The sequence below is a fragment of the Oceanobacillus salinisoli genome, assembly GCF_009733865.1.
Lineage (GTDB): Bacteria > Bacillota > Bacilli > Bacillales > Amphibacillaceae > Oceanobacillus > Oceanobacillus salinisoli.
Genome location: NZ_WOFB01000039.1, coordinates 14,389 through 36,404, shown reverse-complemented (window position 1 = coordinate 36,404; position 22,016 = coordinate 14,389). Strand labels below are relative to the sequence as shown.

At 35.6% G+C, this 22,016-nt stretch carries 21 protein-coding genes, 1 pseudogene and 1 riboswitch; of the genes and pseudogenes, 6 read left to right on the top strand and 16 right to left on the bottom strand.

The window, feature by feature from the left end; genetic code table 11:
* Window positions 1-109: 109 nt before the first annotated feature.
* The 3 genes from GMJ66_RS19050 to GMJ66_RS19035 all read right to left on the bottom strand — a co-directional run bounded on the left by GMJ66_RS19050 (window position 110) and on the right by GMJ66_RS19035 (window position 3,990).
* Window positions 110-2,212 (bottom strand): peptidoglycan D,D-transpeptidase FtsI family protein, encoded by a 2,103-nt coding sequence (locus tag GMJ66_RS19050; RefSeq protein ID WP_156291903.1) that lies wholly within the window; start codon window positions 2,210-2,212, stop codon window positions 110-112.
* A gap of 413 nt (window positions 2,213-2,625) precedes the next feature.
* On the bottom strand, window positions 2,626-2,763 hold the full coding sequence (locus tag GMJ66_RS19045) for a hypothetical protein (protein ID WP_156291902.1): 138 nt from the start codon (window positions 2,761-2,763) through the stop codon (window positions 2,626-2,628).
* A 657-nt stretch (window positions 2,764-3,420) separates the two neighbouring features.
* On the bottom strand, window positions 3,421-3,990 hold the full coding sequence (locus GMJ66_RS19035) for a TetR family transcriptional regulator (RefSeq protein WP_156291901.1): 570 nt from the start codon (window positions 3,988-3,990) through the stop codon (window positions 3,421-3,423).
* 825 nt (window positions 3,991-4,815) lie between these two features.
* Here GMJ66_RS19035 and GMJ66_RS19030 point away from each other — a divergent pair.
* Window positions 4,816-5,742, top strand: a complete 927-nt coding sequence (locus tag GMJ66_RS19030; RefSeq protein WP_156291900.1) for a DsbA family protein — start codon at window positions 4,816-4,818, stop codon at window positions 5,740-5,742.
* 15 nt (window positions 5,743-5,757) lie between these two features.
* On the top strand, window positions 5,758-6,063 hold the full coding sequence (locus tag GMJ66_RS19025; RefSeq protein WP_156291899.1) for a monooxygenase: 306 nt from the start codon (window positions 5,758-5,760) through the stop codon (window positions 6,061-6,063).
* Window positions 6,064-6,260: 197 nt separating this feature from the next.
* Here the strand turns inward: GMJ66_RS19025 and GMJ66_RS19020 are convergent, their stop codons facing one another.
* From GMJ66_RS19020 to GMJ66_RS19005, 4 genes are all read right to left on the bottom strand, one after another.
* Window positions 6,261-6,797, bottom strand: a complete 537-nt coding sequence (locus tag GMJ66_RS19020; RefSeq protein ID WP_156291898.1) for a hypothetical protein — start codon at window positions 6,795-6,797, stop codon at window positions 6,261-6,263.
* Window positions 6,798-6,896: 99 nt separating this feature from the next.
* A complete protein-coding gene (locus tag GMJ66_RS19015; protein WP_156291897.1) occupies window positions 6,897-7,772 on the bottom strand; it encodes a spermine/spermidine synthase domain-containing protein in 876 nt (291 codons plus the stop codon).
* Between the two features lie 190 nt (window positions 7,773-7,962).
* Window positions 7,963-8,703 (bottom strand): HAD family hydrolase, encoded by a 741-nt coding sequence (locus GMJ66_RS19010; RefSeq protein ID WP_331279702.1) that lies wholly within the window; start codon window positions 8,701-8,703, stop codon window positions 7,963-7,965.
* Between the two features lie 15 nt (window positions 8,704-8,718).
* Complete coding sequence (locus tag GMJ66_RS19005) at window positions 8,719-9,129, bottom strand: hypothetical protein (RefSeq protein ID WP_156291896.1); 411 nt, start codon at window positions 9,127-9,129, stop codon at window positions 8,719-8,721.
* 198 nt (window positions 9,130-9,327) lie between these two features.
* Here GMJ66_RS19005 and GMJ66_RS19000 point away from each other — a divergent pair, with 198 nt between their 5' ends.
* Complete coding sequence (locus GMJ66_RS19000; protein WP_156291895.1) at window positions 9,328-9,618, top strand: hypothetical protein; 291 nt, start codon at window positions 9,328-9,330, stop codon at window positions 9,616-9,618.
* Between the two features lie 706 nt (window positions 9,619-10,324).
* Here GMJ66_RS19000 and GMJ66_RS18995 read toward each other — a convergent pair.
* Window positions 10,325-11,110 (bottom strand): FixH family protein, encoded by a 786-nt coding sequence (locus GMJ66_RS18995; RefSeq protein ID WP_156291894.1) that lies wholly within the window; start codon window positions 11,108-11,110, stop codon window positions 10,325-10,327.
* 284 nt (window positions 11,111-11,394) lie between these two features.
* On the opposite strand from GMJ66_RS18995, the gene GMJ66_RS18990 reads away from it, so the two are divergent.
* Together GMJ66_RS18990 and GMJ66_RS18985 are read left to right on the top strand one after the other, a co-directional pair.
* Window positions 11,395-12,087, top strand: a complete 693-nt coding sequence (locus tag GMJ66_RS18990) for a hypothetical protein (RefSeq protein ID WP_197046768.1) — start codon at window positions 11,395-11,397, stop codon at window positions 12,085-12,087.
* A gap of 414 nt (window positions 12,088-12,501) precedes the next feature.
* A complete protein-coding gene (locus GMJ66_RS18985; protein WP_156291893.1) occupies window positions 12,502-12,720 on the top strand; it encodes a hypothetical protein in 219 nt (72 codons plus the stop codon).
* A gap of 227 nt (window positions 12,721-12,947) precedes the next feature.
* Window positions 12,948-13,053, bottom strand: a riboswitch (SAM riboswitch).
* 290 nt (window positions 13,054-13,343) lie between these two features.
* Here GMJ66_RS18985 and GMJ66_RS18980 read toward each other — a convergent pair.
* Together GMJ66_RS18980 and GMJ66_RS18975 are read right to left on the bottom strand one after the other, a co-directional pair.
* A complete protein-coding gene (locus tag GMJ66_RS18980; RefSeq protein WP_156291892.1) occupies window positions 13,344-13,616 on the bottom strand; it encodes a hypothetical protein in 273 nt (90 codons plus the stop codon).
* A 321-nt stretch (window positions 13,617-13,937) separates the two neighbouring features.
* Window positions 13,938-14,507 carry an LOG family protein gene (locus GMJ66_RS18975; protein WP_156291891.1) on the bottom strand — a complete coding sequence of 190 codons (570 nt, stop codon included), beginning with the start codon at window positions 14,505-14,507 and terminating at the stop codon, window positions 13,938-13,940.
* 434 nt (window positions 14,508-14,941) lie between these two features.
* Here GMJ66_RS18975 and GMJ66_RS18970 point away from each other — a divergent pair, with 434 nt between their 5' ends.
* A complete protein-coding gene (locus GMJ66_RS18970) occupies window positions 14,942-15,946 on the top strand; it encodes a DUF3231 family protein (RefSeq protein WP_156291890.1) in 1,005 nt (334 codons plus the stop codon).
* A gap of 280 nt (window positions 15,947-16,226) precedes the next feature.
* On the opposite strand, the gene GMJ66_RS18965 is transcribed toward GMJ66_RS18970, so the two are convergent.
* The 6 genes and pseudogenes from GMJ66_RS18965 to GMJ66_RS18940 form a co-directional block, all read right to left on the bottom strand.
* The gene (locus GMJ66_RS18965; protein WP_156291889.1) at window positions 16,227-18,644 is read right to left on the bottom strand and encodes a heavy metal translocating P-type ATPase; all 2,418 of its coding nucleotides are present in this window, start codon (window positions 18,642-18,644) and stop codon (window positions 16,227-16,229) included.
* Window positions 18,637-19,002 (bottom strand): ArsR/SmtB family transcription factor, encoded by a 366-nt coding sequence (locus GMJ66_RS18960; RefSeq protein ID WP_156291888.1) that lies wholly within the window; start codon window positions 19,000-19,002, stop codon window positions 18,637-18,639. The genes GMJ66_RS18965 and GMJ66_RS18960 overlap by 8 nt, the downstream gene beginning before the upstream one ends.
* A gap of 631 nt (window positions 19,003-19,633) precedes the next feature.
* Window positions 19,634-20,443: a ring-cleaving dioxygenase gene (locus GMJ66_RS18955; RefSeq protein ID WP_156291887.1), complete on the bottom strand. Its 810-nt coding sequence runs from the start codon at window positions 20,441-20,443 to the stop codon at window positions 19,634-19,636.
* A gap of 107 nt (window positions 20,444-20,550) precedes the next feature.
* A pseudogene (locus tag GMJ66_RS18950) lies at window positions 20,551-20,736 on the bottom strand (ring-cleaving dioxygenase); the annotation flags it as partial.
* Window positions 20,737-20,879: 143 nt separating this feature from the next.
* A complete protein-coding gene (locus GMJ66_RS18945) occupies window positions 20,880-21,338 on the bottom strand; it encodes a MarR family winged helix-turn-helix transcriptional regulator (protein ID WP_156291886.1) in 459 nt (152 codons plus the stop codon).
* Window positions 21,339-21,397: 59 nt separating this feature from the next.
* The gene (locus GMJ66_RS18940) at window positions 21,398-21,748 is read right to left on the bottom strand and encodes a DoxX family protein (RefSeq protein ID WP_156291885.1); all 351 of its coding nucleotides are present in this window, start codon (window positions 21,746-21,748) and stop codon (window positions 21,398-21,400) included.
* Between the last annotated feature and the right edge of the window lie 268 nt (window positions 21,749-22,016).

Here is a 22,016-nt window from a genome sequence, read left to right as displayed (position 1 = left end):
CTGGGCGCTGGAGCTAGACATCGAAGCAAAAAAATTTATGCTTTCTTATCTTTTAAAAAAACGGTACTATTGTTTCAGCAAACTTTGAAACAATAGCACCGTCTCTATTTTATTCATCGACCTTATTCTGATCTTGCTCTTCTTTCATTTCGAAATACGCATCCAGCAATCTTCTGCCGATATTATGATTGGTAGGATGATCATTATTTAAACCAGCATATGGAACAATGACCGCAAAGGCAATTTCAGGGTCATCGTACGGGGCATACCCAACAAGATTATGGTTTAGCGTTTCCGCCTTTAACTCTCCGTCCTCATAATAATACGTTTCCGCTGTCCCTGTTTTTCCTGCAGGATTATAGTCTGCATCTTGGAAATAATTATATGCAGTACCTCCAGATTCCTGAAACACTTGGCGGAACCCCTCCTGAACCCTTTCTAAATGACTATCATCCATTACGATTTTATTCATTACTTCTGTATTTTTTGTTTCCTGTAAAGGTCCAAGCTGGTCTTGAAAACCAGTTGGCTCGTGAACCTCTTTTACAAAGTGTGGACGTACCCGGTATCCGTCATTTGCGATAGTGGATACATATTGTGCAAGCTGCAGTGCTGTATACTGATCATATTGCCCAATTGCCTGGTACATCATTAAACCTGGCGTTAAATCAGATCCTTCATACCCGGTGGATTCATACGGATGATCCACCCCTGTACTGGCTCCCAATCCGAATTGATTAAAATAATTACGCATCTCCTCAAATGCTTCCGAATTAAAATTAGGAACCTCTCCACTTGGGAATGGATATCGATCATCGCCCATCATTCGTAAAGCGATGTAAAACATATAAACGTTTGATGATTTTTTCAATGCACTAATATCGTTCACCTGACCCAAGTTATTGGAATAGGACCTCATTATTGGTGTATCTTTAATTTGAATCGGTCTGTCATAAAAACTCTGGCCAGGAGTGATGGCGCCTGAATCTAAGCCTGCTAGGACAGTTGCTCCCTTTACGACGGAACCAGGTGTATGACCATCCGATAGTGCCCGGAAGCCCGCGTCCTCATATTCCTCCGTCTCCTTATTATAATGGCTAGCAGATACTGCGAGCAGTTCCCCTGTTTTCGGATTTATCGCCACAGCCAGTGCATCGGTTAAATATTGATTATCGTACGGATCCTGACTTTTTGCTGCCTCGAGTTCCTCTCGTACAATCTTATCTACTTCCTGCTGAAAATCCATATCAATGGTTAATACAAGATCACTACCTCGCGCCCCTTCTACAATGGTTTCCGAAGCAATAATCGTCCCGTCTTTTTCAGTTGTGTACTGGACTTGCTCTTTTCGTCCCCGCAGCAGATCTTCATATTCTTGCTCTAAACCGCTTTTTCCAATACGATCATTTCTGCTGTATCCTCTTGTCAGAAAGTAATCCTCATTTTCAGCTGGGATTCCCTCGTCTTGTGTTGTAATCGAACCTAATAAGCTGTATAGTGTTTCTCCAAAAGGATATTCACGATCCCAGTCCGTTGTCGCATTAATACCGGGCAGTGAATCCAGGTGCTCTGAAACAGCGGCATATTCCTCCGCAGTAACCCCTTCATTTTTTATGATTTGAGGCGTTAATGAAGAAGCCCTGTCCAATTCTTTTTTAATAGCTATTACTTCTTTTTCCTCTAAAGTAAAATTGCTTATTTCTTCTTCTGTTATTAATTCCAGTGTTTTATTATATGCCTCTCCATTATCTAAGCCGTCCCGCTCTTCTGCAGATAGTCGCTCATCTGCCTCTTCCTGATTCTGCAAATACCAGTATTCCTTTAAATTCCTTTCTGTCAGCGTTTTATCCAAATACTCTTCCGCATCTTCTGCATCTTTAGGAACCATCGTAATAAATTCGGCTAATTGCTTTGCTACTTTTAAGCGTTCATTTGCTTGTACTCCTTTTTCCGGTGTGTAGGTAATGGAATAAACAGGCTCATTATCAACAATCACCTCATGGTCACGATCATAAATCTTACCTCTTGGCACTGGTAATTTCGTGATATCCATATCTGTTCGTTCTATTTCCTTTTGAAAATCTTCCCCATTAAGAATCTGGATGACCCCTAACTGAAAAATCAACATGGTAAACATTAAAAATATGACAAAAAATAATATGTTAATCCGAAAAGGAAGTTGTGCTTTCTTTTTTTTCTTCTTTTTCTCCATTGTTCTCCCCCCCCGTTTCAATCATACCGTTTCATATTAACAAGAAAAAGCATATTATATTAAAAGTTTGTTAATTCTAAAGACAAATCTTTCGCATATCTCCTTTAGAGTAACGTCTTATAACAAGATTCGTCAAAATACACGACATTCCTTCCTTTATTTAAAATAAGCGAAATATACGAATACGATTTTCCTAATATCGTAATCAAGCCTGCAAATTATACTCCACAGCAATTAATAATCCAACAATTTGTTATTATTATTTTACACTGCTATTCGTTTTTAATTTTCGAAAAGTCACATGATACTATTCCATTAACATTTTCCCTAGTATGATAGCGAATTAGAAAAAAGCAAAACCAACCCTTCGTTTGTTGATCTTGCTTTCCTTTATTGTTAGCCATTCTCTAATCTTACTTTCCAGTTTTTCTCTGCTTATCTGTCTTTGGCTTCTGATGCTGCTTCATAATATCCTCGTTTATTTTTAAAGTGGAAGTGCCCAAATTATTATTTAAAGCAGCTTCTTCATTAAGTCGTTCTTTTTTCGCCATGTTTCCGTTCCCTCCAGTATCACATAGAATGAACAAGTCTTATGTTGCCCTTTTATTCTCAGAAAAATTACAACCGATATGAAAAAATCGAAATGGGCCATCACATCATATATTATTTTTTCTTGGGAATACTTTATATTGTTAACTTTATTATTGGAAGAGGGAGGAATGTAAAATGTCTGATCAATCAGTAAAAGCGAAAATGGAAAACCTTTTCAAAGAAACCTGTGGATCATGGGAAAATTGTACAGAAGATTCGATTCAATCCCTTTCTAGCACAATGCCAGGAAAATAACATCGATCCGCAATATTGTATGAGTTGGGTGGAACAGCATAAAGGACAAATCCCTGACTGGTCTGCTGTTTCGAGGGTATCACTTGACTGGGTAAATGAACATACGTCAACGGGGTCTCCGATCTCATTTACCGATGATGATTCCTAATCATCATGGAGAGAGTTCTTTAACTCTCTACTTCACTGTTGAATTGTATCCAGTAGAGAAGAATCAAACTTATACACCGTCATATAAATTCATAAACCTACCCAGTTTGGTAATGTTGTTTCAATACTCTAATAACTGCATAACATTACAAGCTTTTATTTAAGTATGGCTTTACTAACTCTGTTATAATACTGACTTCTATAACAGGACCGTACTAACTTTCAGCCTCAAAATCAATTCCCGACATGATATAAGGAATGGATGATTGAATAAATTCTTCCGGACTAGTTCGCTCCTCACATCTTTTCCACTCTACAGAAGCCCCATAAATCCCCCAGCTTAAAAAGACGGCTATCGTTTTTAATGATTTGTCCTCATCCATGGAAGATTGGCTTTTTAGCATTTTGTAAAATGTGATTTCAAGCTGTTCTCTAATTATACGGGCAATAGTATCTTCATATCCTCTATGACAACGATTGGATAAGGATAATTGAAAATCAGTTATCGCCTTGAAGATATGAATAATCGATTCCTCATTTAGTTCGCTTCTTTCAAAGACATCGCTATTTAAATTGATCGATAACACTTCTGATAATGCCTTTTCCAATAAATCATATATATCTTTAAAATGATAGTAGAATGTGGCACGATTAATCATTGCCTCTTCTGTAATATCCTTAACCGTAATATCCTTGAATTCCTGCTTTTCAGAAAGTTTAATGAAGGAATTCATGATTAGTTTACGAGTACGCAAAATTCGTGGATCTGTTTTTACTTGAGCCATATCAATTATTCCTCCCATTTTTCCAACAGTTTTAACCATATGTCGGATAAACAACAAATCAAGTTAACTATTGGTTTTGATGTATTTTATTATGTAATAAAATACGATTATAAAGCAATTATAAGGATTTCTTTTAGGAAAGTTTATTGTTGTGGAGTTTGTATAAACTGCGAACTAATTCAGATGATATTGGAGCTTAATCTACCGCTACGGAAATACACTACGCTTTCCGCGGGCGACCAGAAAGAAGCGGATGTCGACCGTAGTGCAAAATATCAACACAATGGGCACACATATCAGCCAGTGTATACGGAATATCAACCATTAGAGGGCTTTTATCAACCATAAAGGGGCAGATATCAACGAGTTGTGCAAAATATCAACACAATGGGCACACATATCAGCCAGTGTATACGGAATATCAACCATTAGAGGGCTTTTATCAACCATAAAGGGGCAGATATCAACGAGGTGTGCAAAATATCAACACAACGGGCGCACATATCAACCAGCGCAAGCGGGATATCAATCATTAGAAGGCATTTTTCACTCGTGTCTAGACTCTAGCAGCCCGGGTACTACTTGAGGAATCTTCTTTGTTCCCTTGCGCCGAGTAAGCCTACTACGGAGCGTTAATAGAAGACTAGAGGCGCACTTACGGTTTTCCTTGATGAGGCTTTAGGTCGTGCCACGAACCGTAAGTATTCTGCCGGAGAGACTGCATGCACGCTATCATCATTAGAACAGGCGAAAGTATCACGATAGGAAATTTCATTAGTCCGAAGTTTATATCAAATCCCAATAAATCAAAGGAGGTCATATAAAATGACGAACAATAATAATATGATTTGTGATGTAGAAACAGGTATATGTGGTGATGCTCAGGAGAAAGATATAGAGTTCATTGATTTGAATCAACCGAAAAAGTCCATAGAGGTTTATTATGTAACAGATCCCATTTGCTCTCATTGTTGGGCACTTGAACCAGTACTCCATCGTTTTAAAGAGCAATATGGATACTATTTTAACTTCCATGTGATTATGGGCGGTCTGCTGGAAAAGTGGGGTGGCGGGCCAGTAGATCCAGCAAACGGAATATCAGGTCCTCAAGATGTTGCAGGCCACTGGAGAGAAGTAGGGGAACAGTCACGCATGCCAATCGATGGGACGATTTGGTATGATAATCCCATTCAATCATCCTTCCCACCTTCCCGCGTATTTAAAGTGATTCAAAAAGATTATCATGATGCATTAGCATATGAATATTTACGACGTGCCAGGGAAGCTGTTTTCGCATTTAACCGAAATATTGCAGACCCATCCGTTATGGTGGATATCGTAAATAAACTTGGACTGAATGGTGAAGCTATCATAAATAAGGCGGAACAAACGATTGGACAACAGTTACTAAGTGAAGACTTTGCTCTTGCAGGAAGGCTTGGTGCCAGAGGTTTCCCAACCATTATTATGATAAACGAGGAAAACAAAGGCATAAAAATTGTTGGAACTCGCCCACTGGAATACTATGTTGACGGATTAAAAAAGGTGCTAAATGAAGAACCACAGCCAAAAGAGCAACCATCTATTTCCAGCCTACTTGAAAACGAAAAACTTCTATTTTCCAAAGAAATTGAAGTGATGTACGATGTAGAAAAGAAGGATATTCCCAATTTCGTTGAAAAAAATCTTTCACCAAATAGTTATCAAGTGAAGCAAATTCTGGGAGAATCTTATTTTACAACAATAAAATAACAAAGGAGAATGACCATGGCATACGTTTTACAAGTGGATTTTAAAATGAATGGACCATTCGGAGATGAAATGGCGGATTCGTTTTCTGATTTAGCAACAAGCATTAATGAAGAAGATGGATTCATGTGGAAAATCTGGACAGAAAGCCCAGAGACAAACGAAGCCGGAGGAATTTATATTTTTGAAACTAAAGAAACGGCTCAGAACTATTTAGATATGCATTCGAAACGTTTGGCTGGTTTTGGCATAACGGAAGTAAACGCAAAAATCTTTGCCATCAATTCTAAGCTTACTGAGATTACGAATGGTCCGGTGAAATGAATTTAAAACTAATCATTATGGAAAGGTTTTAAATCTCACTAATCGAAAGGGAGCAGTTCAATAGCTGCTCCCGTAACTAAATTCTTTTTCAAAAAGAGAGAATATAAGACTAGAATAGAATATGCTTTTTAAAGAACCTGTAATCGAAACATATTTCCCATGTAAATCAGGCCATATTCAGAAGTGTTTTATAAAATCTACATCTCTGCTTCAAAGTACTGGATATCGGGGTCAATGGTATAACGTTGTTGAGGGAATAGTATTTTTTCTAAGTAAGGGGATGATATGTTTTTAAAAAGGTAATTTGCTTCTGTCTCAGCCATAAAATATCTTGCTTCATCCACTGTACGTTTTCCAGTTACAATTTCGTGGAACAGATTGACAGCCAAAAAGTTTGCTTCCTCTTTATCACACATAACCGTAACTTCCCCTCTCGTCCTATCAGGGTAACAGCTCCCATCAAAACGAGCAATATCATCAAATAGCTTGACAGGTGTTCGATAATCTACCGTTTGTGCAAGAAAATCCTTATGGTTCACGGGTAAATTATGTGGTACAGAGTCACGTAATACAACTGTACGCTTCCAAGGGCCGTTATGATACCAAATCATTCTGCTTGCGATGGCTTCCCGAGGATATCCATACTTTTGAATTATTTTTAAAGCTCCTTCTCTCTGTTCCTTATCCCAAGTACTTAAAATTTGTTCTATATAACGTTGGTAATCATTATTCATTTCATTACCTCCTGTATATGTCATCTTTAACAATATATACAGGCGCCTATTAATCTGTTACACATTGAAATTCTCTTATCAATTAAATGTATGTTTCAATTATAAATAGCACATAATAGATTTTTCTATCCAATACGTAAATACGGTATTTGGGTTTTGTTTTTCATACTTTTTCATTTTTAAATACATATCGATTCCATCTGAAACATCATGCCATAGATCTGTAAACACAAAATCGTACTTCCCCTTGGACATTTGGTTTTGTACATATTCGAAAGCATCTGCTTGAATCACCTTTATTTTACTGGCATTGGTGAATTGCGGTAAGATATATTTTTTAAAAAGATGGATAACATCTTCATTGCTCTCCACAACGGTGACGCTTTCCACATTATCTTTTTCAGAGGCCATATAGGCATAGTAGCCAAGCCCAAGTCCATAGGTAAGTACTTGGCCAAATGCTTGATCCACAGGTTCTTTCATTGTTTCGATTTCATTCGGCGTAATCGTCATCCAGATTCTATTGTTTTCTAAAACTGCCGGGAACCTAAATTCCGTATCAAAAAATCCGATTTGCGGAATTTGTCTTCCCTCTTCTGTTTCGATGATATCGTTACAAACAAAGCCTTCAAACGGCTTATATTTTTCATATTTTAATTCACTATTGCCGACTTTCATCGTTGGTAGCTTGATATTCTTATAATAGGGATTTCTATTATATTCATTACTATCAAGGTGATGGATCATCCTGTAAAAATAGTTATGGAACAACTCTTTATCAGGTGCATTGTCAACAATATCAAGTCCAAAAGCAGAGGCCAGTATTACAGAAAAGGCATATTCATAAGATATACTGCCTTTGGCAATCTCATCTATTTCTTCTCTATCAATAAAGTCGGGTGCATGATTCAAATAATGGCTTAGTAGAGCGAATACTTTATAATTATCTTCTTTAATTGCTTTGTTTGGTTTCATATTCTCACCTATTTATATTTTTTAGTTAGATATTTTCTGTACAGATAAATTTAGAATACAAGCACCGCTTATAAGCTACAAACTTATGAATAGAGCCTTTTAGAATATGTACTTCCCCTATGATAAAGCAATAGATAAACATAATATAAAAATAATACTCGTTTTTCTATTGCACAGTTAGTGGAAAAAACTAATTGATTATCACTCCCAGTTGACTAAGTTGGTGTATAACAATGACATCAGAATGTGCTGTTTTATCTTTACGATTTAACCATATTCCTTTCATCCCTGCGTTCTTACTGCCGATTGCGTCGGTCTCTAATCTATCACCTATGTAGGGGCTTTCATTAATTTGCACACCAGCTAGATTACAAGCTTCTATAAATATAGCAGCATTAGGCTTAGATACGCCAATCTCGCTTGAGGTAATAATGCAGTCAAAATATCCTTTTATATTTATCCCTTCCAGTTTCTCCATTTGCTGATGATAATCACCATTACTAATTATACCCAGGCGGTTTCCTTGTTTTTTTAATTGTTCTAAACAAGGTATGACATCTTCATATACCTTCCAATTCTGTCTGTAAAACATTAAATAATGATTGAATTTTTTATCAGCTTGTTCGTCCGTTAAATGATTACCAAATAACTCTTTCATTCTCATTCTTCGTTGCTCTTGAAAAGATAGTTCTTCTTCCAAAAACTTTTCAAAGTATTTATCAGATAAGTCATACCATATCTTAACAAAATCAGAACCACTAAGTTTTAGTTCATCCTTATACTCTTTTAAAAACTCAATAGCTCCCGCTTCCTCTGCTCTTTCATGATTAAGTAATGTTCCATCAATATCAAAAAATATCATTTTCTTCTCCCAGATATGTATTTTAGTGTTGATTGTAGTAACTACCCTGTCAGCTAAAAAATGCAACAAAATGTATGTCATCCTTTAGCGTTTCAAATAATTTCTAAGGGTATTTGTATGGTCTTTATCTAACTCGCCATAACTTAGGTTCTCCTTATTGCCGACAATTATTGATGTACCTGTATTTTCATTAAACCAAATCTCATATTCAATCAATCTTTCTGGCATATTTTCATCAAATGTATAAAATAATATTAGCTTTATATCTGGTTGTCTTGCCATATTGACCACTTTATTGTCCCATTTGATTTGATTAAACGTCTTCTGAATCAGCTCGATGGATTCGCTATCTGTTATTGTTCCGACCTCTTTGTAATTTCCTTCCGCATCAACCTCGTGAATATCTATTCTTGTTAATTCCTCTTTTTCTTCTCCAGAACAAGCAGATAACAGCATCATTGAGGAAAGAAAAACGATATATATAATTTTTTTCATAACCTACCTCCCATCCAATTAGACGATACGCACTAGAAAATAGTTTCCATTTTTTCTGAAACGCTCCTTTCTGCACAAAATTACACACTTGAATAAAATAAACCTTTAATAATAATCTATTTTTGACGATATTGACATTGTGAGAAAACTTATTAATTGTATGTTTATAATTTACAGCTACAGAAGTGAGGTACCAAAATGAATAATGTAGTGAACTCCATGACAAAGTTTGAAAAAATGTTGCGTGAATATCCTGATGAGAGGAAACATACATATGATTTTTATTACTTTTTTAAATCATTATCAATGGTAAAGTCCAATTCGATCCCTTTTATCGAATTAGGTACTATCCTCAAACATAAAAAACCTATTATTTATACTAATTTAAGGAAATTTGCAAAGCAAAATCACATTATTGAAGTGATAACTTCATCCACTATGGACTTGGAAGATGCGATGAAGAAACTTACTGAAATAATGGATGATTAGCATAAAGGCTATTTTCATTCGGAGATTATCCGGCAAAAAGGCGTTGTATAATTCCTATTAAAAAATATATAATATATAAGCAATGGGTTATGATAAACCATTAATATCTTAGGAATTGAGTGGGTAAGAAAGTGGGAAACAACATTCGTTCGCAATTAATACATGTCCTTCAATCATATAGAGAAAAACCATATCTTCCGTTCTGGGGCGAGCTGTTCATCATCCTGCAGGAATTAAAGAAAGAGGAATTCAAAACAAATTCAAGATTACTTCTATATAAAACCAAGGATTCAGCCCCAGTTTTTTATCAACCAGACGGAAGGTTTTGTATTTCTGTGGTTGATTTTAATATTTTTCTTACTCAGGAAGAGTTTATCGATAACCTTTTAAGGGGAAGGTTTTGGCCTCATTGAACTCCCCACCCCTTATGGACCTTGTGGTTAGATTGAAGTAGTGGATTCCTGAGAACACCAGTATTGAACCCTACCACTAGGCTAAAGCCTTTCCCGTGCTTGAAGTGCTGTCGAATAATGATAAAGATAGATTACACCTAAATCTACTTTACCTTCCATTTTAACTAGGGAGAAATTAGCAAACAACGATATTATTTTCTGCATTTAAATACTTTTGAATCTTCTTTACCGTTTTTTGCGAATTATGAAACTCACTTGTCCTATTCACGAAAACCGGACCCGAATCGGAAACTTTAGTGATTCACCAGCAATTCATACTCCTCATGCTTATGTAATCCATCCTCATTTTCAACATGAATAATAATATGGTAAGTACCTGCTTTTGTAAATGAATGAGCTGCTATGTATTGACCAGGTTCCATTTCCTCCGCATCTACCCATGCTCGTTCATCGGGCATTTCGTCATTCCAAATTTCGTAACGGACATCTGCCTCCTTTAATGGATTACCGTCCATCTGCAAATCTACCATAAGCTCTGTTTCACTTTCGGCATTCACATGTTCGGGTTCCATAAACTGCAATACAAACCCTTCTACACGTTTTCCATATGCATTTTCGCCTGATTCATGGTTTTGATTTCCCACTGCCTTATCATCTACTGCACCCGTACCAACGACTATGGTTTTCTTAGGCATCGTGTGTAAATCTCTAGCTGTTGTATGTGCATAAATTTCATATATTCCATTACTTTCAAAGGAGGTTTCCGCTGTATACGTTCCATCTCCATTATTTGTTGTTTCCACTTCTATACTTTCATCCTCATGTCCTTGTTGCCAGATTTCAAACAAAACTTCATCTGCATCTGTTACCATCTCATCACTATATGAAACAGTAGCATTCAATTCTACGGTTTCATTTACATCCACAGTCTCGGGAACTTTAAAATCTACTTCAAGCGTTGGTAATTCCTCCAAATCTTCTGTTACAGTATCTTCCGTTTCATTTCCACTCATGCTATATACCACAATGGTAATCACTATGACTACCAGCATTATTATAGTAAAGAAACCTTTTCTCATAATCATCTCTCCTATTTTTTCATCATTTTGGGATCGCTGTACTCTCGCTGTCGTCAATTCATCGTTAAAGGTTGGCTTCCCGTTCTCCATCACTATATCTGTAAATCAGTTCTTTATCAATAAAATCTGACGTGAAGGTTTTGTGAATTCTATAAGTAACTAAAATACTCAAAAGTCACAGATTTGTATGAACAGTATTTCTCTCTTTTAATTAACTGTATTTATTTCAAATCTTTTCAAATAATAGGGGAAGAACTAAAAATCATATAGAAGCAGGTGAAATAATGGAACAAAAAGATAAATGGAATACTGCTGGAACTGCAATGGCAAATGATTTAAAGGTACAAACGTTTGGCGGCGCTGAGAAAACGACAGAAACCGTAGTTGATATGGACTTTGTTAGTAGTTTAATCAATAATTGGAACGCTATGTCCAAGAAGGCAGCAAATGCTACAATTAAACAATACGGACTTCCTAATGAAGCAACTCAAAGCAGGTTAATATGGTTTAATAACGGACCATGGAAACGAACTATCGTTTATCGTGATGAAATTCCTCATGATTTCCCAGCTCCCCATACAGATGTCATTGAGAACTATATTAACTACTCTGTTCCAACAGAAATGTTTAGTGAACTGGCTAAATTTGATGGAAGTATCATTATTGAAAGAACAAGAGGGGAAGTATCGTCCCGATGTGATACAGAAGCTGCCAACATACTGGCCCTTAATTTAATGCATGAAATAGTAACAGGTCAGTTAAGCGTTGACGAAGCTCGTGATAAAAACTGCGAGGTGATGTCTGCCTATTTGATGAATAGACCAGCACCATATACGGAGAAGCTTCAGTTCGATGTATCTAAAGAAGAAAAATACGATACAGACATTGTGATGATTACGGATGAAATGGTCGAACAGGCCGTGGAAAAGGTGAAAGAGGTCGTCGATGATAATTTTGGTAATCAGCATCTTCATTAATTAAGAATATTTTAACAAACAATTGTATAAAATTGCTCTCTTTTAAGAAGGTAAGATAAAACTTTCTTATCTTATAAAAAATTAGATAAGGCTTGGGTTGACGTCAACAAACCAAGCCTTTGTTTATTCACCTTTGGATGTGTTTTATACTGAGGTGCAACAAAATGAGCCCTTTTTATAGATGTAAAAAAGAGATGGTACGTTAATAAACTACGTACCAAACTATAAAAATATGACCTCAACGGTTTCTAGCTAAGGAACTAGAGTCTTCATAGTCAAACCATTCCGAATCAAAAAGCGTTATCATTGGTTTTTAAGAATTGTTTTCAAAAAATAGGCGATATTCTTATTCCAAATGCGGATGGATGAATACCCTATGTATTGAAACTAATTAATTTTAGGAGATATATTCAAGTGCATTTGGATCAAAAAACAAAAGACCTTTTAACTGAAGCAAACTTATTTGGGTTATTGGCAAAACGATATGAATATGTTGACCCTCAACGACATATGTTTTTTTATCAAAAACACTTTGATGCTGTAATGGAGCTTGAACGGAACCTCATGATGTATGAAGGGGGAAGTCATCATACCCCTCAGCAAATGATGACTGGACAATTACCAATGTATTAGTATCTAAGAAGCCAATCTTTTGGCTTCTTTTTTTAATGAAGAGGGTCAATTTAGCCTGTTTCGCATTTTACATATCTAATAACTTATTGTTCGGTGTTCGAACTCCTTTTGAAATCACCGCATTCATCTTACCTCATCCATTCGTATAATCTGATTATTTTCTCCATAGAAAAACCCTCTTTCCAAAAGAAAGAGGGTTGAAATCATAAACACATTGCGGTTTCTCCCTCTTATCTTTCAGACATTTCTGCCTGTTGGAAGTAGCACCATTCCCATAAAGGGCGGTTGCCGGGCGTCATAGGGCCAATTCCCTCAGCCAACTCGTGATAAGAATTATATATTAAATTGCCTTATGTTAAAAAATATTCGTTTATTTGATTATTCCAATATTACCAGAACAAAAATGGAGCGTCAATAGTTATTTTCCAAAGAGGGACGGCCATCGAAAATTTGAGGTCAGACCCAAATTTGGAATAGCTATCGGACTACATAGGGATTTCCACTGATTTCCCACCGTCCCCTTACCTTTAGACTACAGGCTTTTAGCAGAGGAATAAGGAATTCAGCAGGGAGATAAGTTTTGTACAATGTCCATGAAGTTGTTACATTTACCATAAAGACAGTTATTTCTCATTAAACTCTTTTAATTCGTCTAAAGTAATAAAACCGATTTTATAATAGTTATTCCATGTTTCTTTATCCAATTTAATAGAATTTTCTTTGTAAAAAGCTTTTGCATAATCCAACTGCTGCTTATGAAGCACCAATGTTGGATTCTTCGGAGTTGACACTTTTATTTCACTTACTAATTCTTTCGAAAAATCTTCCTTTAATTCATAAATTTTATCATCGCCAAAAGTGACGTAAATTGTATATTTTTCAAACGGTATTTTCATTATCATTTTTCTCCTTTTTAAAACTAATGGAGATAAAGGTCTAACATCAGATCCATATTGACTATCATTGCCATGTTATTCATCTCAAACCGTTAAAAAACTTCCTGAATTTATATCAATGGCATCTCTTAATAGCTCTTGAAAAACGTACGCAAAGACTACAATCTCAAAATTATATTAGGACAGTAAGAAAATCTGTAATCGGTACACTAACCACATACATTTCCCTTCAGCTTCCCCTCATTATGAATTAATTCCAAAGGTTAAGGTTTAGTTACAAGTTGTGAATTTATAGAGTGGGATTGCGTAAATTTTTTATAGCTATTTAGCGTAAGTCTTTATAGTTGGCGGTTCATATGTGTTGAATCTATCAATCAACATCCTTGGATCTGATTTTATTATAGCCATCGAACGATATTTATCCTGTAAAAATTCTTGCTCTACCATATGATCAAATAGAGAAATAAGAGGATTGTAATAATTGTTTATATTAAGTAGACCGCATGGCTTTTGATGTAAACCAATTTGGGCCCAAGTAAAGATTTCAAAAAACTCTTCTAATGTTCCTGGTCCTCCTGGTAATGCAATAAATCCATCTGCTAAATCCGCCATTTTCGCTTTTCTTTCATGCATTGTATCTACAGTATACAATTCGGTTAAATGTTGGTGAGATATTTCTCGTTCTTCCAGAAGTTTAGGTATAACTCCTATGACTTTCCCTCCTTCGTTTAAAACAGTATCGGCTAATGCTCCCATTATTCCTACACTCGCCCCACCATAAACTAACGTAATATTACGCTTGGCTAACTCTTTCCCTAATTGAACAGCACCCTCTTTATAAACTTCTGAAGCACCATTACTTGAACCGCAAAAAACCGCTAATCGTTTCAAATTAATTACCTCCACTAGAATTATTCGTCTATCGCTTATCATTATATAGATTTTTCTGATTAGCTAAAAGGGGGCTAGTCAAAGGAAGCATGTTAATGAGTTTCGGGAATGGGTTTAAACGTATTATGAAAAAAAAAGGATGGTCAAATTGAGACATTTTATTCGACTGGTTTTTCGTCGAGGAAACAAGGGCTGTCGCAAGAGCTATAGGATCTCCAGAAATTGGTAAAGATGGATTAGATGAAAGTACAGGAACAGCAGCACAACAAAGACAAGAATTAGTAAGAAGAACTTGAGGATGTCCTATCTTACGCTAACCGACTTACTATATTGGAACAAGGTGGAATTCCTTTTTCAAGAATAGCTACTCGTTAGTTTAACAATTTCCTAAATAAAATGTTAATACTAGGGAAAAATTAGGTTGAGGTGATTATATGAATAAAGAAGAGCTAAAACTAACATCTGCTGAAATAGGTACATTGTGGGGAGAATATGTAAATGGAACCGCCGTTGATATTGTGAATAAATATATGTTATCCATTATAGAAGACGAGAAAATAAAATTACTTTTTGAAGACGCAATAAAGATATTTGATAAACAAAAAATTCAAATACGGCAATTCATTGAAAACGAAGGGTTCCCAGTTCCCATTGGTTTTAATGAAACAGATCTTAATAAAGGTGCCAAAAGGTTATTTTCTGACATCTTTTGCTTGCATTATTTACATATAATGACGCTTCATGGTTTGTTAGGACATTCTACATCTTTAAGTTCTTCAGTAAGAAAAGATTTAAGACACTTCTACGAATCATGTAGTAATGATGGAATGAGTATGTACCATCGAACAACTGAATTATTATTAGAAAAGGGACATTTTCAAAGAGACCCTTATTTCTACCCTGAGGAAAATCCAGAGTTTGTTTCAGGACAAAAATTTATCAATGGTTTTTTTGGGGACAAACGTCCATTAGCCTCAACAGAAATTATTGCTCTTTCGCTAAATCTAAAAAAGAAGATAATGGAAAAATCGCTTTCTATCGGATTTGGTCAAGTAACAAAATCAAAAGAAGTAAGGCAATTTTTAGAGAGTACACAAAACGCTTCAAACAAACAAATTCAACTATTGACTAACATATTAAAAGGAGATAATTTGCCTGTTCCAATGTCTTGGGAATCTGAGGTTACGACTTCTCGAGATGCTCCTTTTTCAGATAAGTTAATGTTGTACCATATTGGATTTTTATTACAATCTTCACAATCTTATCACGGGGCTGGTCTTGCATCTGCAATGCGAATAGACCTTGTTGCAACATACGAGAGAATCATATTGAAAAATTTAACAATTACAAAGGAATGGTTCAATCTAATGGCCAAAAATAAATGGTTAGAGGAACCACCATTGGCTCCAGACAGGAAAGAAATTGCTAAAAATAAGTAATATCTATGAGGCTGGGACAAAAGCGTTTTATCCTAAGAAAAATCCAAACTAACCGCTCCGGAAATTTAGTCCATTGTTCGTCTTTAGAGTTAAACGTTTTAGTTATGTCCCAACCTCTATATTTTTTTAAAAAACTATTATTGAACTAAACTGCCAATAGTTAAATAAAGGGTGCATCTTCCATCTTGGAATAATGCACCCTTTAAATTGATAAAAATGTTGGGGAAGACACACATTTTTATTTAAATCAAAGTGTTTCCCCACTGAAAGCCCTTTACGCCTATTCTTTTACTCTCAAAAGTCTTAAACTGTTTAGGGCAACTAAAAGAGTTGCTCCCATGTCTGAAAGGATAGCAATCCAAAGCGTCAGCCAGCCCGGGATAACTAATAGTAAAGCAAATAATTTAATTCCAATTGCAAAAGTGATGTTGGCCTTAATTATATTTAAGGTTTTTCGGCTTAGTTTTACGGCAAATGGAAGTTTACTTAAATCATCTCCCATTAAAGCTATGTCCGCCGTTTCAATGGCCGTATCTGTACCGGCTCTACCCATTGCAATACCGACTGTGGAAGCTGCTAATGCAGGGGCATCATTGACACCATCACCAACCATAGCAACCTTACCGTATTCTGACCTTAATTGTTTTATATAATCCAGTTTATCCTGTGGCAACAGTTCTGCTTGAGTTTCTGATACGCCTACATTACTACCAATTGCATTTGCAGTGCCTTTGTTATCACCTGTAAGCATAATCGTCTTTTTAATTCGTAGTTGATGTAGCTTTTGAATGATCCTTTTACTTGATTCACGTACTTCATCTGCAACTGCAATAAACGCAAGGACTTCTTTATCTGTTCCAAAAATCATAGCTGTTTTCCCTTGGTTTTGAAAAGTTGTTATTTTCTGTTCTAAATTTTTATCATAATTAGGGGTTGATAAACCCTTAAAAAGTTTAGGACTCCCAATATAATAGGTAGTTCCGTTTATGCTGCCCATAACCCCTTTTCCCGTAATGGAAGAGAAATCCTCTACTGCAATGTTTGAATAAGAAATATTTTCCTCTTCTGCTTTTTTAATAATTGCTGATGCAAGGGGGTGTTGAGAACGATACTCCAATGCCGTAATAATGGAAAGGATTTCGTTTTTATTTTTATTTTCGTTCAACACTTTATAATCAGTTACAACAGGTACGCCTTTCGTTAATGTACCTGTTTTATCAAATGCAATTGCCTTTAAAGCCCCCATTTCCTCTAAATACACTCCACCTTTAATAAGGACACCTTTTTTGGCAGCATTTCCAATGGCAGATACAATGGAAATTGGAGTCGAAATAACCAATGCACAAGGACAACCCACGACTAGAACAGATAAACCTTGATAAACCCATGTTCCCCAATCTGCACCAAAAATTAGAGGGGGTACAACTGCAACTAATGCTGCAATAACCATGATGATTGGTGTATAATATTTTGCGAATGTATCAACAAATGCTTGAGCTGGTGCACGTTCACCTTGAGCTTCTTCAACTAGATGAATGATTTTAGAAATGGTAGTATCTTCTACAAGTTTCGTTATTTTTACTTCAAGAAAACCTTCTTCATTTAGTGTACCTGCAAACACCTCATCATTAACCTCTTTTGCAACAGGGACTGATTCACCTGTAATAGCTGCTTGATTAACAGAAGAATTTCCAATTATCACTTCGCCATCCATAGCAATTTTTTCACCTGGTTTCACAATCATAATATCACCAACCAGGATGTCATCTACATGGACCTTCATTTCTTGTCCCTTCCGTCTAACAAGTGCTTCTTTCGGGGCAATGTCCATTAATGAACGAATCGATTGTCTAGCACTATCCATTGAATAACGTTCCAGAGCTTCACTAATAGCAAAGAGAATGACAACAATGGATGCTTCTGCCCATTCACCGATCAAGGCTGCTCCAATAATAGCTACGGTCATGAGGGTTTTCATGTCAAAATCCAGGTGAAATAAGTTCTGAACACCGACTTTAAAGAAGGAGTACCCCCCAATTGCGATTGATGCTACAAACAGTAAGGAAGTAATAAGATTTTCTTCTCCATTTACAAACATGGAAAGATAACCAAAAACAATAAATAAAGAAGCATACAGTAATGTACTATGCTTTTTATAAAATGGTATTCTATCTTCTTTTTTCATTCCCCTTTCTACTTTATTCTCTTGTTCAGCTTGACCAATTGGCTTTTTAGGGATTACTTTTAGATTCTCAAATGCACCGGCTTTTTCCAGTTCTTCTATCGTCGCTTCACCATCAACAGAGATTTTTGATGCTCCAAAATTGACCTTGGCATCATGTACTCCAGGAAGGTCCTTAACGTTTTTCTCGAATTTCCCAGCACAATTTGTACAAGAAAAACCTTCTACATCGTACTCAATGGACTCCAGATTTTTATCTTGTAATACAGGCCGTGGTGTTTGACGCTTAGGCTTTTCTGGAGATACCTTTAGGTTTTCAAATGCACCAGCCTTTTCTAATTCACCTACCGTTGTTTCACCATAAACAGATATTTTAGATGCCCCAAAATTGACTTTTGCATCCTGTACACCCGAAATATTTTTAACGTTTTTCTCGAATTTCCCAGCACAGTTAGCACAGGAGAACCCCTCAACTCGGTATACATTTTTCTCTGATAATTTTGTTGCATCATTCAATTTTCATCCCCTCCATTTGATGCTCAAAAGCTAATTCTATCAACTTTTTCACATGCTCATCGTCCAAAGAATAAAAGACTAATTTTCCTTCTTTCCGATATTTTGCCAACCCTAAGTTTTTTAGCAATCTTAAATGGTGGGATGCTGTAGCTGTTGTAGCCCCTACAATATTTGCAATATCACAAACACATAATTCATCCTCTACTGAGAGTGCATAGGCTATTTTAACCCTCGTGTTATCCGAAAGCGCCTTAAAAACTTTAGCTACTTCCATAGGATTCTGTTCAGCAAGGTTATTTTTGGCTCTGGTTACTTTCTCTTCATTAATACAGGTGACTTCACAAATATCCTTTGTCATAATATCCCCCTTAAATCAAACGTTTATTTGAATAACATTTTACTTATACTATATTCGATTATATACAAATGGTCAAATAAACGTTTGAATAATTGCGAAAAAATTTTTTTCGAATAACTATTTTTAATGGAAAGGGGCAGAAACAGGTATATGAATTATTTTGAAAAATTAATTTTCTGAATCAATGGGCAGTTTTTTGATAGGTACATAGATGTGATAGGCTGAATCAAGATTGAGAATGTTATCAAAAGATTGGATGAGCTCAATGTCTGAGTCCTCCGTCTCTTGATTGCCTTTAAAAATGAGGAATTAATGAAAGTCATGTTCTTGAAGTACAAATAAATCGATTGTGTTAAATTATTATCATTAAAAAAGGATTAAAGACGTCCGTATATAGTTTGCTACAACAAAAAACTCAAGCAATGTTTTTAGCTTGAGTTTTTTGAATTATAATTTAGGCTGATTAGATTAATGGGTACAACTTTGAATCGGTACGCAAGGAGATGTTCATAGTTTATTTAAGAAATAACTATAAGAAAATGAATTAAGAAAAATTTATATTGTCGTTCTCAATTTATCGATTTACATTTCACTTAAAAAGACCCATTCAGATTACATGTTAGCAATAACTTCAGTTTACATTACATATTATTTTAAGATCTATATTGTTCTTCCAGTCCTCGATAGGTACTAAGTTAGCTTCAATTTCTCCACGACGTTCTTCCAAAAATGGTGGTAAACCAAGTTTTGTTCCCAGTTCCTCGACAGTAGAATCTGCTGTAAATCCAGGACCATCCGAAACAACTTCAAACATGACTCCGTTAGCTTCACGAAAATAAATGCTATTAAAATAATAACGGTCTACAACACCAGAAGTACGATAACCTGCTGCTTTTATTTTTTCATCCCACTTTTGTAGATTAGTTCCTTCTACTCGGATAGCTAAATGATGAATACTTCCCTTTCCCGGTCTTTCTTTTGGTCCACCCAATTGCTTAATGACAATTTCACCAAATATTTCTCCATTTATCGCCTGGTAAATCGCCTCATTTTCTGTTCGTAATACTTTCTTATAGTTAAATATATTTTCCAGCATATTTGCTATGGAATCCAATGAATTTACGGTAATTTCTATAGATCCCATTCCTAAAATACGGTTCTCTTCTGGTACAACCGAATCCGTCCACGCCTGCCACGCATCAGGAATACTCCTACCATTATTGTTAAGTAATATAAGTCGTAACCCTTCTGGATCTTCAAAATGCAAAGCGTCACGCCCTGCGTAGGTTGTAATTTCACCGTGTTTAACATTAAATTGTGACAATCGATTTTTCCAAAATAGGAGACTATTATACGATGGAACTAATAAGCCTATTTGTGTAATGGCATTCGTTCCACGATGAGTGCTTCCGGCTGCTGGAATTTTTAGAAAGACTCGCATTCGCTCGTCCTTTAGCGAATGTGTTAGCTTTTCTTATACTTGGTACATTAAAATTTTAACTACGTCGAATCCTCTTCATGCTAAAATTTTATACTTTCCTAACGTGCAAAAAATGATAGCTCTGTTCCGGGACTTCCTGTCAAATCTCCATAAAACAAGTGATACATGGTAGGATTATCTTGGTTTACAGATACTTTTACCCGACGAAGGCCAAGTATCTCATTATAAAAATGATTATTACTTCCCGCATTAGAGGTATACATAGATATATGATGGTGGTGTCCTAATATCATATTCTAATCTCTCCATTTTTATTAAAACCAATTAGAGCCTGATTCTACCCTTTTCCCAGTCAATGGATTTTTTAAATAATCACCAATGGAATAGAGTCCAATCCATACCTTTTTCAGGATAAATTCGATATGTTTCTATTATGTTATCCTTCCTTCTGTAATTCCTTTGCAGCTAATCCAACCGTTTTTAATAACCCCGCTAACTCTTCTTTTTGGTTCTCCGATAAAGAACTTAAGTTTTTTACAATTACTTCAACATGTATGGGGAAGATTTCATTAAACAGTTCTTCCCCTTTTTCAGTTATTATGACTTTCCAATATCGTCGATTCGATTGGTCCTGCTCTTTTTTTAACAGTTCTTTCTTCTCCAGCTTGTTAACTACATACGTAATACTTCCACTTGGGATCATTAACTTTTCACTAATTGTTTGAATATACTGCGGCCCTTTATTATAAAGTAATTCAAGTACCATAAAATTTTCAGCAGTTAAACCATGACTTTTAATGTCTTCTATCACATTATCGAATATGGATTTTGTTGCTTTTAACCATATTCGAAATAACCTCAAGTCCTTTTCTACTTGATTATTACCTTGATACATTTAACCACCTCTGATTTTATTATACCCATTATATTTGAAGTCGAAATTGGTCGTTTCTATTACCCAAGGAATGAAGTGTAGTTTAACGCAAGTACAATACTTCCAAGGACAAGAAGGATGATTGGCATCATCGTATTTTTCAACGTATCTTTTATTTTAATATGAGTTAAAATTGCTCCAATCATTGTACCTACAACAAGGAAACCTCCTAAAGCTGCCAACTGTTCGTTCCAAATTCCAGCAATTAATAGTACAGCAGCTATAAGTTCAACCGTACCAGTAAAAATACGAAACCACACTGGATAACCAAATGTTTTAAACCCTTCCACCATTTGCTTTGAACCAAATTTCGTCAGACCAAACATGATAAAACCTAAACCTAAAAGTATTTGAATAATTATGGATAACATTGTTTTTCTCCTCTTCTTTATCCTAATATTAGGATATTATAGTTTATTATTGTTATACTAATCGTTAAGAAATGAACTTTAAACTTTTTTGCTATTTCTACGACTAATTTTCTGGTGTTATGTCTTCACCTGATTCATTTATATCGTTAGACTAGCGATGGTTGTCAACACTTGTCCACGAAACTAAATCTAAATATTCCCGTCTTAGTCTTGTTCTTTCTTCTATTTATTCCCCTGTTAAGTCCTCATTTCGTGCTTTTGCAGCCAG